This is a genomic window from Kangiella sp. M94, assembly GCF_054926195.1.
The window spans coordinates 723,287-736,150 of sequence record NZ_CM142903.1; the positions used below are offsets into that span (position 1 = coordinate 723,287).

11 protein-coding genes are annotated in these 12,864 nt (G+C 42.2%); 6 read left to right on the forward strand and 5 right to left on the reverse strand.

The genetic code is table 11. From position 1 onward, the window contains the following. Nucleotides 1-85 precede the first annotated feature (85 nt). On the reverse strand, nt 86-751 hold the full coding sequence (locus ACYTXU_RS03405; protein ID WP_462208369.1) for an OmpA family protein: 666 nt from the start codon (nt 749-751) through the stop codon (nt 86-88). A gap of 166 nt (nt 752-917) precedes the next feature. Further along, entirely contained in the window at nt 918-1,487 is a 570-nt protein-coding gene (locus ACYTXU_RS03410; protein ID WP_462208370.1) for a hypoxanthine-guanine phosphoribosyltransferase, read from the reverse strand. Between the two features lie 272 nt (nt 1,488-1,759). Here ACYTXU_RS03410 and ACYTXU_RS03415 point away from each other — a divergent pair, with 272 nt between their 5' ends. The 3 genes from ACYTXU_RS03415 to hda are packed head-to-tail and all read left to right on the forward strand — an operon-like array spanning nt 1,760 to nt 4,196. Continuing rightward, complete coding sequence (locus ACYTXU_RS03415) at nt 1,760-2,824, forward strand: DUF2066 domain-containing protein (protein WP_462208372.1); 1,065 nt, start codon at nt 1,760-1,762, stop codon at nt 2,822-2,824. Nucleotides 2,825-2,883: 59 nt separating this feature from the next. After that, on the forward strand, nt 2,884-3,483 hold the full coding sequence (locus ACYTXU_RS03420) for a CDP-alcohol phosphatidyltransferase family protein (protein WP_462208373.1): 600 nt from the start codon (nt 2,884-2,886) through the stop codon (nt 3,481-3,483). Nucleotides 3,484-3,506: 23 nt separating this feature from the next. After that, complete coding sequence (gene hda, locus ACYTXU_RS03425) at nt 3,507-4,196, forward strand: DnaA regulatory inactivator Hda (RefSeq protein WP_462208375.1); 690 nt, start codon at nt 3,507-3,509, stop codon at nt 4,194-4,196. A gap of 15 nt (nt 4,197-4,211) precedes the next feature. On the opposite strand, the gene ACYTXU_RS03430 is transcribed toward hda, so the two are convergent. Beyond that, nucleotides 4,212-4,571, reverse strand: coding sequence for a carboxymuconolactone decarboxylase family protein (locus tag ACYTXU_RS03430; RefSeq protein ID WP_462208376.1), 360 nt, complete (start codon nt 4,569-4,571; stop codon nt 4,212-4,214). Nucleotides 4,572-4,710: 139 nt separating this feature from the next. Here ACYTXU_RS03430 and ACYTXU_RS03435 point away from each other — a divergent pair, with 139 nt between their 5' ends. The 3 genes from ACYTXU_RS03435 to ACYTXU_RS03445 are packed head-to-tail and all read left to right on the forward strand — an operon-like array spanning nt 4,711 to nt 9,721. Then, the gene (locus ACYTXU_RS03435) at nt 4,711-6,462 is read left to right on the forward strand and encodes a pentapeptide repeat-containing protein (RefSeq protein WP_462208378.1); all 1,752 of its coding nucleotides are present in this window, start codon (nt 4,711-4,713) and stop codon (nt 6,460-6,462) included. Continuing rightward, nucleotides 6,463-7,350 carry a TolB family protein gene (locus ACYTXU_RS03440; RefSeq protein WP_462208380.1) on the forward strand — a complete coding sequence of 296 codons (888 nt, stop codon included), beginning with the start codon at nt 6,463-6,465 and terminating at the stop codon, nt 7,348-7,350. It abuts the gene before it with no gap. A gap of 22 nt (nt 7,351-7,372) precedes the next feature. Beyond that, nucleotides 7,373-9,721, forward strand: a complete 2,349-nt coding sequence (locus ACYTXU_RS03445; RefSeq protein WP_462208381.1) for a bifunctional diguanylate cyclase/phosphodiesterase — start codon at nt 7,373-7,375, stop codon at nt 9,719-9,721. 80 nt (nt 9,722-9,801) lie between these two features. On the opposite strand, the gene pckA is transcribed toward ACYTXU_RS03445, so the two are convergent. Together pckA and ispB are read right to left on the reverse strand one after the other, a co-directional pair. Continuing rightward, on the reverse strand, nt 9,802-11,403 hold the full coding sequence (gene pckA, locus ACYTXU_RS03450; RefSeq protein ID WP_462208383.1) for a phosphoenolpyruvate carboxykinase (ATP): 1,602 nt from the start codon (nt 11,401-11,403) through the stop codon (nt 9,802-9,804). 270 nt (nt 11,404-11,673) lie between these two features. Next, the gene (gene ispB / locus ACYTXU_RS03455) at nt 11,674-12,645 is read right to left on the reverse strand and encodes an octaprenyl diphosphate synthase (protein ID WP_462208385.1); all 972 of its coding nucleotides are present in this window, start codon (nt 12,643-12,645) and stop codon (nt 11,674-11,676) included. Between the last annotated feature and the right edge of the window lie 219 nt (nt 12,646-12,864).

Sequence of the window (12,864 nt, forward strand, 5' to 3'; positions counted from 1 at the left end):
GGAGTGACCCTAAAAAAGCATCAACTAAATTGCTTACAGGCAAAGAAAAAGCGGCCGAAGCCGCTTTTTAATAAGTCAGAACCACTTAGTTCTGTGGATCTGGAGTAATGGTTAGTTCTACACGACGGTTTTTAGAGCGACCGGCTTCCGTTTCATTGGGTGCTACCGGGTAGCGTTCGCCATAGCCAACCACACGCAAACGGTTGCTTGGGATCTCGCGTTGACGAAGGTAAGAAGCTACGCTGTTAGCACGTTTTTCCGATAGCTCCTGATTGTATGAGTCGCTACCCACAGAGTCAGTAAAGCCAGCTACTTCCAGATTAGTGTCCTTAAACTTGTAGAGCACTTTAGAAACTGAATCTAGCACTGGATAGAAACCACTATCAATCGCATAACGGTCAGTCTGGAAAGTAATGTCGCCAGGCATGATCAAGTGAATTTGATCACCTTCTCGCTGAACACCAACACCAGTACCTGCTAGTTCCTCACGCAATTCTTTCTCCTGGCTGTCCATGTAGGCACCGATACCAGCACCAATCGCACCACAACCTAGAGCAGCATTACGAGCACTTTTACTGTCACGGGTTGCGCCAATCAGGCCGCAGGTGATAGCTCCGATGGCTCCATATTTTACCGTTTTACTGGTTTGTTCTTCACCAGTGTATGGATTAAGCGTTGTACAACCAACACCCATCACGCCAGCAACAACTGCTGCAGTAAGGGTTTTCATAAAAGGGGTCGATATTTTCATATTGTTTCTCCTCGGGTTCCCCAAAAACTTGAATTCATCATAGTTCATTAGAATGAATACTAACTGAATTAACAGTGACTTATTAGCGTATCTTTGCTTTGAGGTTAATACAAAGACGTAAATGTGAATTATTCCTCAGTATACGCCTTTTATGCGGAGATGAACGTTATATCGCATAAATTGCCGACAAATTGCGCCATAAGCCTTTGTAATCCATGCCACAGCCAAAGATGTATCGATCCGGCACAGTTAAGCCAACAAAATCTGGCTTAAAACCTGATTCAGGTTTGCGCTGGTGTTCTTTGTCTACCAGTACGGCGCATTGCAGGCTTTTGGGCTTAAATGCCAGACACTCGTTAACTATCGCTTCGAGCGTAATGCCTTCATCAAAAATATCGTCTAAAAGCATTACATGGTGATTATGAATATCTTCTGCCTGTGGCTTAACCAGCCACTGCAACTCTTGCCCCTGCACTTTGTCACCATAGCGAGTGGCATGCAGGTAGCTGACGGAAACCGGTATTGTTAACAGGCGTAGCAGTTGGCCGGCAAAGTAAAGGCCACCATTCATGATGCAAAAGAGTTGCAAGGGGCTTGAATAGTCCTGTGCGTTGATTTGCTCCGCGAGCGTATTAATAGCGCTGTCAACGGTGTGCTCTGGTACGATAACTTCAGTAAGATCCAATACGTTTTGCAGATGAGGAAGAGAAGGTGGGGTTGCAGTGTCTTTAGCCATTAAAAAGTGCCTTTATTATTTCTAGCAGATGGGCAAGGTTCGCTTATTATAGGTAACTGTAAGTGAGCATTCCATCGCAAAAAAGTGACTTCCCCTTTGTAATGTGCAGTTAGTTAGAGAGCCATTAGATGGATGTGGGCTAATTGCCTGGCGTGATTGTTAAAAACTGCTAAAATGCCCGAATTATTGGTAACTGCTTATTGCTTGTGCAAAGATTATTGGCTGTTGCAATATCAGCGAGTAAAAGATAATTAAAACAGGAACTTAGATTCATGAAACATCTTTTAACACATTGCTCTTTCTTCCTATTGTTAGTACTGGGTATGTTTGCTGTGCCTGTTCAGGCTGAACGAGTCGCTAATCTATATTCCGCTAGCTGGCCGGTAGAAAATCAATCCACAGAAGTGCGTCAAAAGGCTATGCAAAATGCTTTTGCGGAGGTATTGATTCGGGTCAGTGGAAGCCGTTCTGTTATAGAAAACTCGCAGGTACGCGAAGCTTTACCGAATGCACAGAATTATATGCGCCAATATTCGTATAAGCGTTTAAGTGCTGCCGAGCAGATGATTTACGAAAGGCCACTATTGTTAGTAGCAACATTTGATAGCCTGGCGGTACAAAAAATATTGAAGGATGCATCTTTGCCAGTTTGGTCGGAGAATAGACCTTCAGGTGCTTATTGGATTGCAGTTGAAGAGAATGGTAATCGCCGAGTTGCCACCAATGCTAATGATCAGGTAACGATTGCTTTACATCGAGCAGCAGATCGTCGTGGTTTACCGATAGTTTTGCCGATGATGGATTTGGAAGATAAGGCTACTGTTGCCGTTGGTGATATTTGGGGACGGTTTCTGGGCCCGGTCAATAGAGCGTCGGAGCGATACAAAGCGGATTATGTTGTGGTTGGGCAATTGTCACAAAGTGGTGATCAGTGGTTTGGACGCTGGTCATTGGATCTGGGCGGAACTGTTGACAATATTTCCAGCTCAGGCACAAGCAAACAGCAGGTAGTCGCTGATTTGGTTGATCAAATAGCAAATAAACTCGCTGGGCGCTTAGCCGTTGTACTTTCAGATCAGGTATTAGCGGTCGAGATTTATATCGAAAATATACATGATCTGGAGGCTTATGCAGGTGCCCGAAACTATTTGGCGAAACTCGGTATGACTGAGTCTGTAAGCGTACTACAGGTTAAACAGGATGCTGTATTATTCGAAGTTAAAGTGTTAACTTCGCCGCAAAGCTTGATTGATGCTATCAATATAGGGAATAATCTGCATCGCATTCCTAACGATCAAGGATTAGGAGGGCGCTATCGCTTTCGTTGGCGGGATTAGTTTACCAGGGAAAACACTATAAAATCATGAGCTTAAGCATACTGCCAAATGTCATAACTATGATACGGATAATTCTTATTATTCCGTTTGCTTATTATGTGATGGTAGAACAATATGCGCTCGCACTGGTAATATTTTTGGTTGCCGGTTTATCTGATGGGTTGGATGGCTTACTGGCCAAGCGCTTTCGTTGGCAAAGTCGCTTCGGCTCAATTACCGATCCTCTGGCTGACAAGTTACTGTTGCTGGTGGCTTTGCTATTGTTAGTGGTCAAAGGCCATATTTCCTGGACACTCTTCTGGGTATCAACGGCGAGAGACATTATTATTGTTGGTGGGGCAACCAGTTATCATTATTTTGTTGGGCCGTATGAGATGCGTCCCTCCTTGATCTCGAAATGGAATACTGCCTTACTCATTTTATTGGTGCTATTGGTTTTACTGACAGTCGCTGACTGGTATTCAGTTCCAGATATTGTATTACAAGTTCTTGAAATCACGGTAATTGTTACCTGCGTTATCAGTGGACTTCATTATATCTGGCTAGGTGTGGTTAATTACAAAACTGTCAAAAATAAAAATAGAGCATTAGCAGAAAACAACAAGGATACAGTAGATGATGACTCAGAAGTCAATCATACTGACTCTAGCCACCAATAAGAATAACCTTTAAATTAAAACTCATGCAGCAGCTACCACTCGATATTGAGCTCCATTCCGATGCAACCTTTGCTAATTTTGTCATTGGCGAAAACCAGCTATTGCTTCAAAAATTACAGATGATTTGCCAAGGCGATAGTGAATTTATCTATATTTACTCCGAAAAAGGGCATGGTCGAAGTCACTTATTACAGGCCTTAACTCATGCTTATTCCGAGCAAAATCCAGACAAGCTAATTGCTTATATACCACTGGAAAATGGCATGGTTTTGCCACAAATGCTGGATGGCCTGGCTGCCTTTGATTGTGTATCGCTGGATGGTATTGAAGAAGTGATTGCTAATCAGGAGTGGCAAATAGCAATTTTCAACCTCTATAATCAATTGAAGGAACAGGGTAAAAGCCTGCTTATTACAGGGGTGAATGCTCCGTCACAACTGAACATTCAACTTAAAGACCTTAAGTCACGCCTGTCAGCGATGTTTATCTATAATATCAAGCCTTTAAATGATGAGGAAAAGCTGACTCTCCTACAAAAAAAGGCTGAGGAAAAAGGACTTGAGCTTAGTGCAGAAGTTGGCCACTATTTATTAGCTCGCCAGCAACGCGATATGCCGACATTGCTGGCGATTTTAGATAAGTTAGATCAGGCATCTCTACAGGCCAAAAGAAAATTGACTATTCCTTTCGTAAAAGAAGTGCTTGGCTTATAAGAGCTGGTGGATTGACTAGTTATCTTTAGATTGCTCTGCAAATAAGAAATCGAGGCTAAGCTTAGCGTGTCGTAAATGAGGGATAACGATTGAGCCGCCCACCAACATAGCAACGCCCATCGCTTCATCCAATTCCTGTTTATCCCAACCCTGCTTAACACATTGTTCTAAATGGTAGTCAATACAATCGTTACAACGTAAAACCATGGAGGCTACCAGGCCAAGAAGCTCTTTGGTTTTGGAGTCAAGAGCGCCTTCTCCGTAAGCAGTTTTATCCAGCCCAAAGAATCGTTTAATCAGTAAACTATCTGTTTCTAATGCCTTGGCATTACCCAGTTCGCGTTTGTGGCGAAACTCTTCAAATGGATGAGTCATGATAATTCTCAAATCGGTAAAGGAATCCATTGTACTTACAGTTAGATTTAGCTCAAGTAAAACTGCTGTTACGTGCTGTTTTATATAAAGTTTCTATGGTATAAATAGATTGCTACGGCTTGGCTGAAGAGGAAAACCCATGTCTCTGACATCAGAGGACAATACAGAATTATTAAAAATATTAATGCAAGGGGAGAAAGTCTGGAATCAATGGCGTAAAGAGAATCCTAAAACTCACGCCAATTTTGACGGGCAAGATCTTCGAGGCCTCGACTTGTCTGGCTGCGATCTTTCAGAAATGAGTTTTGTTGGTGCTAATCTGGCCTATTCAGATTTACAGGGCTCGGCTCTAATTGCCAGCAATCTTACCGACGCGAATTTATGTTACTGCAATCTATCTGGAGCAAAACTGATTGCTGCAAATTTAAAACAAGCCAACTTAAATCACGCCAACTTACTTCATGCTAATTTATTAACCGCAATTTGTTTCCGCACCGATTTATCCAGTGTTGATTTACGCGATCATGATTTACGCGGGCAGGATTTACGTGAAGCTAATTTAAGTGGAGCAGATTTACGTAATCAGAATCTTGAAGGACTAGATATGCAAGGCGCTAAGCTTATTGGCGCGAAAATGGATAAGGTTAACTTGCGAGATACCAATCTAAATAAGGCTAACTTATCAGATGTTGATTTATCCAGTTGCCGTATTGAAGGCGTCACTTTAAAAGGTGCTAATCTCAGCAACGCTAATTTATCAGGGCTCGACTTATCAGGTTTTAATTTGAATGGCGTCAATTTTAAAGGCGCAGATTTGCGAAGTGCTAATTTAACTAAAGCTAATCTTGATAATGGTGTTTTAAGTGCTACGAAATTGTGGCAAGTGCAAACCAATGGATGGTCGATTCGTAACATCGAGTGCAGTCATGCCAGTTGGGATCAGCGCGGCCGTGACTATACACATTATGCAAAAAACCAATTCGAAAAATTATTTGCCGATAAAATTACTTTTACCTTGCGCTATCAACGGATGTTGTCTTACCAAGATTTAGCAACATTGCCTTTTTTGATTGAGCATTTAGAAGCGAGCTACTGGGGATGTAAATTAAGGATTCGTGATATTCGTAATGAACCCGGTGATACACGAGCTATTATTGTGGTGGAAGATACCGGTGGCTTGAATCCAACGATGCTAGAAGCCAGCCTCAGACAAGAAGCTGAGAAACTACAATCCATTCAAATCAGTCTTCAATCCGAGCGCAAACTGCAATTTGAAATTCGTGAGTCGCTACAAGCTATTAAAGATAAATACTGGCCCAAGTTACTTGAGCTTTCTGAAATTGACAGCGACGCAAAGACTCGTCGTTTAGCAGTACTGTTTACTGACCTAAAGGGTTTTTCACATTGGACAGAAGAAGACCGTACAGAAAAACTTTCATTATTTCGTGGTTTATTAAAGCCTGTTCTGAAAAAGTGGCAAGCAAGCTATCCAAATATGGAAGGTGATTCTTTACGAGCAACTTTCCAGAATGTTGAGAGTGCTTTAAGCTGTGCCGCGATGATCCAAAAAGTTTTAGCTGGAGCAGGTTTTGCGTTACGCATTGGCTTGGATATTGGCGAAGTCAAAATTACCCATAACGAAATTACCGAGCAATTAGATATTGAAGGCGATGCGATTAATTTTGCTGCACGTTTGGAATCCATGGCGGAACCTGGCGAAGTGTTGGTGTCTGAAAATGTCCGGCATTATGCCATTCAGGCCGACTCAGCTTTTACTTTTAAAGAGCAAAGGCTGGCGCTAAAAAAAGCTGTTGGAGATAAGCAGGCAGGGGACAAGATAGTTTGTTATGCAGCACAGCCTTTAGCATTCGTACAACCACCGGAGTCATAATTGAAACTATATTCTTGGCTGGCAATTGTATTGTCAGCACATTTGGTCTGTATGTCAGATTTACGAGCAGAAGAAGAAACTCCTTCTATTCCTTCCACTGATATTGTTGTCATTCCTGTCAGCTTTCTTGGTAGCTCAATGAAAGTGGATGCTGGTAATGCACTCAATGCTTTTAATCATGTAGGTTACGATAATCAACCTCACTTTTCTAGTGACGGTGGGCTGCTGTATTTTACGCGAATGGTGGATGAGCAAACGGATATCTTTGCTTACGATTTTGCAGACAAAAAACTAACCAATATTACTCATAGTAATGATGTTAGTGAATATTCTCCGACTGTTTATGATGATCAAACATTAAGTGTTATTGGTGTTAATCCTGGGGGACAGCAACATCTGCGACTGGTGAACCTTGACGATGCAGCTCAACAAGTTCTTAACCCGGCTATTGAACCTGTAGGTTATCATGCATGGCTTAACTCAGAGTTGGCAGCTACCTTTGTATTGGGCGAGGTGATGACCCTGCAATTATTTGATATTAAAGCTGAAGGAAAAGCAGAGCCTCTGGCTGAAAACATCGGACGTTGTTTGCAACGAGTCGAAGAGAATACAGTGAGCTTTACTCAGGTAATAGATGGCCAGCATCATATTTTTTTGATTAACCAACATGGCGACATTCAAGCCACAGACATTGTTCTACTTGAGGGTGTGCAGGATTACGTTTGGCTGGACTCAGAGGGGGTCGCTGTTGGTAAGGGCAGTCAATTGTGGTATATAAGTAGCACAGAGAAAAAAATAATAGCAGATCTAGATGCTTTAGGGATTAGCAGTATAAGCAGACTTGCACTTGACTCTAAAAAACAGAAGCTTGCCATAGTCTACGAGTAAACTCTCCAGGAGCAGATTGTTAATGACAAAGAGAGCAAAACCATTACCTTTTTTGGTTAAGAACCTGATTGCTATTGCAATCATAGTGTTATTGGGTTTTCTTTTTCTAGTTCTGGCGGGGCGTTGGCTTGAAACTACTGAGCATCAATATGCAGAAGAGCGATTTAATGATGTTTCTGCTCGTTATATTTCCAAGGTCACCAGCGATATTGAACGCTTTATTGATGATGTTGATCAGTTGGCAACATTTTTCTCACTTTCTGAGAAGGTAACTCGATTTGAGTTTGAGCAATTTGCTAAGAGCAACTTGGTGAAGTATGGCGGAATTCAAGCATTTGAATATGTGCAAATTGTTAAGCACGGTGAGCTGGATGGGTTTCTTAAAATAGCTCGCGAGGAATACCCTGACTATACTGTAACAGAGAAAGCGGAAGATGGTTTTCTGATCCCATTACAACTTAATCGTGAAGTCTATTACCCCATCCTATACGCATACCCTTATGAAGAAAATAAAGAAGTAATTGGTTATGATCCCTATCGTATAGAGGCTCGTCAAGAAGCTGTTGAGCGCGCCATCAACAATAATACAGCAGCAGTAAGCTCTCGTATGGAGTTGCATCAACATCCTGGTAAGTCTGCGGCTTTGGTTTATTCTCCGGTCTATCGTTATGGTAAAGAAGGCAAGGTCATAAATATAAAAGGCTTGGCACAAGGCGTTTTTGTTATAGAAGATTTGATTGAAGAAAGGTCAGACGAGCTTGCTCGTTTCGGCTTATCGTTAACGATTAATGACGTTACTGATGGCAAGACTTTGTTACTGGAGCATTACTCAAGGGGGATAAAGCAATTTAATAAGCAAAATTCTTTTACATTCGATAGAACTGTTAGTTTTGGTGGTCGCCAGTGGAGCATGACGGTAACAGGCAATGTTGAAGAGTTTTATCTACCACTGTCAAATGCAAGATACTCCTTAATCTTATTGGTAATGCTTCTGGCAGTTTTCCTGTTTTATTTTATGTATCTGGTTTTTATTCTTTATCGCAATAATCAGGTTTTACAAGAAAGTAAAGGGGAGTTGAGTAAGAATATCACTGAACTGGAGTCTAGTCGTAACCAGTTAGTTTACCAAGCTAATCATGACTTCTTGACTGATCTTGAGAACCGATTTGCTTTGGATAAATTCTTGAATGAACTAATCGAAAATGATGATGGACGAAAGCACGTTGCCTGCTTGTTAGACATTGACAAATTTAACTTAGTTAATGACTCATTTGGACATGAGGCTGGTAACTTTGTGCTTAAACAGTTTGCAAAAATCATACAGAATAATATAGGCACACAGGACTGTGCCTATAGATTAAGCGCGGATGAGTTTTTAATTATTTTTGATCGCTTGAATTTAGAAGCAGCTTACCAAGTAGTTCAAAAAATATTATCGACAGTTCATGACACAGTCTTTGACTGGAGTGAAATGCATATTAACGTTAACGCCACCGCAGGAATAGCGATAATCAGTTCTGATACTACAGGGGCAAGTGAAGTGCTTTCTGAGCTTGCCTCGGCACGGACGATAGCTAAAGAAAAAGGTGGAAACAGGGTTCATATTTTCGATAAGAATGACCCTGAGAGTGTTCATTTCCACCAACAAGTACTGTGGGTCAACAGAATTAACAAGGCTCTTGATGAAGACCGATTTGCTCTGCGAGTTCAAGCTATTAAAGATCTCCATGGTGAAAATGACTTAAAAGAAGTCCTCATAGTCATGCTTGATGAAGAGGGTGGAATGATACCACCTATTGAGTTCATCCCTGCAGCAGAGCGGTTTAATTTGATGCCCCAGGTGGATAGCTGGGTTGTTACTCGAGTACTGGAATACCTTGAAGCTAATTCACAGGCTAGTGAGTATTTATGGTGTATTAATCTGTCAGGTGTTTCCCTTAACAGCGAGGAGTTTAGAGATTCTCTGGTTGATGAAATCTCACAAAACCAAGAGCTGGCGCGTTATATTGTATTCGAGATTACAGAAACTGCCGCGATTAATAATTATGAGTTAGTTAAAGACTTTATAGATAGTCTCAATCAGTTTGGTTGTAAGTTTGCTTTAGATGACTTTGGTAGCGGCATGTCTTCATATGGTTATTTGCGCAACATACCGGTAGATTTTATTAAGGTTGATGGTTCCTTTATTAAACAAATTATTGATAATGATTATGATCAAACTATTGTCAAAAGTATTTGTGAAATCAGCGTACAGCTAGGGATTAAAACGATTGCTGAATTTGTTGAGACCGAGCAGGTCTTAAATAAGATTATAGAAATGGGCTTCGATTATGGTCAGGGCTATCATATTGATAAGCCCAAGCTGATCTAAATTTACAGCCTCATTGAAAAGAAGACAGACAAAATAAAAGCCGCTTAAAGCGGCTTTTATTTTAAGTTCTAAACTTGCTATTAAAGCGATGGACCTGCTGAAATTAGCGCTTTAGCTTTGTCGTTATCAGCAAATCGGTCAAAGTTTTTGACGAACATTGCTGCTAGATTTTTAGCTTTTGCTTCCCACTCACTAACAGATTCGTAAGTATTTTGTGGATTCAGGATGTTGGTATCGACGCCTTTTAGTTCAGTCGGGATAGCTAGATTGAAATAAGGCAAGTTCTCAAATGAACATTCTTCAATAGAACCATCCATAATCGCATCGATAATACCGCGAGTATCTTTGATTGAAATGCGTTTACCAGTACCGTTCCAACCAGTATTAACCAAATACACCTCAGCACCTGCATCCTGAACGCGCTTCTCTAATACTTCAGCGTACTGTGTTGGATGTAACGATAGGAAGGCTTCGCCAAAGCAAGAGGAGAAGGTTGGAGTTGGTTCTGTAATTCCACGCTCAGTGCCAGCCAACTTGGCTGTGAAGCCAGACAAGAAGTAGTACTGAGTTTGGTCTGGGGTAAGCTTGGCAACCGGAGGAAGTACGCCAAATGCATCAGCGGTCAGGAATACTACCTTTTGCGCGTGGCCAGCCATAGACACTGGCTTAACAATATTGTCAATGTGGTAAATAGGATAAGAAACGCGAGTGTTTTCAGTTTTACTGCCGTCGTCAAAATCAATTTTACCGTTTTCATCGACCACTACGTTTTCAAGTAGTGCATCACGGCGAATGGCGCGGTAAATATCAGGTTCGTTCTCTTCAGTTAGATTGATGGTCTTTGCATAACAACCACCCTCGAAGTTGAAAACACCATTGTCATCCCAGCCGTGCTCATCATCACCAATCAAGGCACGCTTTGGATCCGTTGAGAGAGTTGTTTTACCGGTACCGGAAAGACCGAAGAAGATTGCTACATCACCTTTTTCGCCAACGTTGGCAGAGCAATGCATGGAAGCAATGCCTTTTAGCGGTAATAGGTAGTTCATCATTGAGAACATGCCTTTTTTCATTTCGCCGCCGTACCAGGTGCCGCCGATTAACTGGATTTTTTCAGTCAGGTTGAAAGCAACAAAGTTTTCCGAGTTAAGGCCATGTTCTTGCCACTTAGGATTGGTGGCTTTTGAACCATTCATGACCACGAAGTCAGGTTCGAAACCTTCCAGTTCTTCGTCGCTTGGACGAATGAACATGTTCTTAACGAAGTGTGCCTGCCATGCAACCTGAGTGATAAAGCGTACTTTCAGGCGAGTTGCTTCATCGGCCCCGCAGAAAGTATCAACCACAAATAGACGACTATCTGAGAGTTGATTGGTGACCACTTGCTTTAAGTCTGACCAGACTTCTGGAGAAATAGGCTTATTATCATTCACTCCATTTTTTGACCACCACACTGTATCGCGAGAGGTGTCATCCATAACGATGTACTTATCTTTCGGTGAGCGACCTGTGAAAATACCGGTATCTACCGCAACTGCACCAGTGTCAGTGACCACGCCTTTCTCATAACCTTCGGCGCCTGGTTTGGTTTCTTCTTCAAATAGTAATTCGTAAGACGGGTTATAGACAATTTCTGAAACTGAGTGGATGCCATATTGGCTTAAATCAAGATTGCGAGACATTGGGTACTCCTCTTGGACAAAGGCTCTCAAACCTTTGCAATGCAACTGTTAAGCTAAGCGGATCGGGATGCTTAAAATTGCGCGCTATTATCGCAGAAATTAAAAACGCTTGCGAGAGCTAAAAGCTATCAATTGTCAATTTTTTTGCCAATGATTGGCTTTTTAAATTGATGGCTTCAATCATTGCCTGTTACCCCCTTGCTGGCAAGGTATAAATCGGGGTAGGGGCTGATTGATTCCGTTTTTAGGAGTCGTGTTAGAAAGTTGTGCTTAGGAGTTGCGCTTGAGTGACAGCTGGGCAATATCTATCAGCGCCTGTTTATACTGGCTCTCGGGTAGTGGCTTTAAAGCACTAATTGCTTTCGCCACCGCTTTTTCTGCTGATTGGTAGGTGTATTCGATCGCGCCTGTTTCTTCGATAATACGAAGAATGGCATCCATATTATCAAGCCCACCTTTCTCAATGGCTATACGTATCATTTGAGCATCGCTATCAGAACCATTTTGCATCGCATAAATCAGAGGTAAGGTAGGCTTGCCTTCGGCCAAATCATCGCCGACATTCTTACCGAGCTCTTCGGTGTCAGCAGCATAGTCCAAAGCATCATCCACTAGCTGGAAAGCATTGCCGAGTTGCAAGCCGTATTCACGCAATCCTTCTTCAACATCTTTGCTGGCACCAGCAAGGATAGCGGCCAATTGGGTGGCAGCCGCAAACAAAATTGCGGTTTTGCGCTCAATCACTTGATAATAAGAAGCTTCGTCCACATCAGGATCATTGACGTTCATCAGCTGCAGGACTTCGCCAGCGGCCACTTCGTTAGTGGTTTCAGAGAGAACTTCCATCACCCGCATTTCACCGACCTCAACCATCATTTGGAAGGAGCGGCTATAGAGATAGTCTCCTACCAGTACCGAGGCTTGATTACCAAACATGGCATTTGCAGTTTGGCGACCACGACGTAAGTCTGACTCATCAACTACATCATCGTGAAGCAAGGTGGCGGTATGGATAAGCTCAATCACAGCGGCGAGATTTGGGTGAAATTTACCTTGATAATCTAATGACTTAGCGGCTAAAAGAAGGAGCATAGGACGTAGTCGCTTGCCACCCGCCGCAACAATATAATGACCGACCTGGTTCACTAGAACCACGTCTGATTGCAGTCTGTCTATAATGATTTGGTTGGTAGCATCAAACTCATCCGCAACCAAGTCTCTGATTTGATCTAAGGTCATCATAATTGTCAAAAGCGTTTGTATTCTGTAGGAAAATCAATAAAATGCACCGCAATCCTAGTGAGGGAGCGCGTTTCGGTCAAGTGTTATCGACGTTTTTTCAAGTTGTAGCCGGATGCCAGCCTCGAATGGGTGAAAAAAGAGTAAAAAAGCCTGATTTCATCGGCTTTTCGCTTGATCCAATGCGTGCTTTGGCTTACAATTCGCGCCCTTAATTCGTAA

What these genes read in the sequence shown, in the direction of transcription:
- ACYTXU_RS03415 (WP_462208372.1), top strand. Translation starts at nt 1,760, where the DNA reads ATGAAACATCTTTTAACACATTGCTCTTTCTTCCTATTGTTAGTACTG.
- pckA (WP_462208383.1), bottom strand. Translation starts at nt 11,403, where the DNA reads ATGTCTCGCAATCTTGATTTAAGCCAATATGGCATCCACTCAGTTTCA.
- ACYTXU_RS03435 (WP_462208378.1), top strand. Translation starts at nt 4,711, where the DNA reads ATGTCTCTGACATCAGAGGACAATACAGAATTATTAAAAATATTAATG.
- ACYTXU_RS03405 (WP_462208369.1), bottom strand. Translation starts at nt 751, where the DNA reads ATGAAAATATCGACCCCTTTTATGAAAACCCTTACTGCAGCAGTTGTT.
- ACYTXU_RS03430 (WP_462208376.1), bottom strand. Translation starts at nt 4,571, where the DNA reads ATGACTCATCCATTTGAAGAGTTTCGCCACAAACGCGAACTGGGTAAT.
- ispB (WP_462208385.1), bottom strand. Translation starts at nt 12,645, where the DNA reads ATGATGACCTTAGATCAAATCAGAGACTTGGTTGCGGATGAGTTTGAT.
- hda (WP_462208375.1), top strand. Translation starts at nt 3,507, where the DNA reads ATGCAGCAGCTACCACTCGATATTGAGCTCCATTCCGATGCAACCTTT.
- ACYTXU_RS03445 (WP_462208381.1), top strand. Translation starts at nt 7,373, where the DNA reads ATGACAAAGAGAGCAAAACCATTACCTTTTTTGGTTAAGAACCTGATT.
- ACYTXU_RS03420 (WP_462208373.1), top strand. Translation starts at nt 2,884, where the DNA reads ATGATACGGATAATTCTTATTATTCCGTTTGCTTATTATGTGATGGTA.
- ACYTXU_RS03410 (WP_462208370.1), bottom strand. Translation starts at nt 1,487, where the DNA reads ATGGCTAAAGACACTGCAACCCCACCTTCTCTTCCTCATCTGCAAAAC.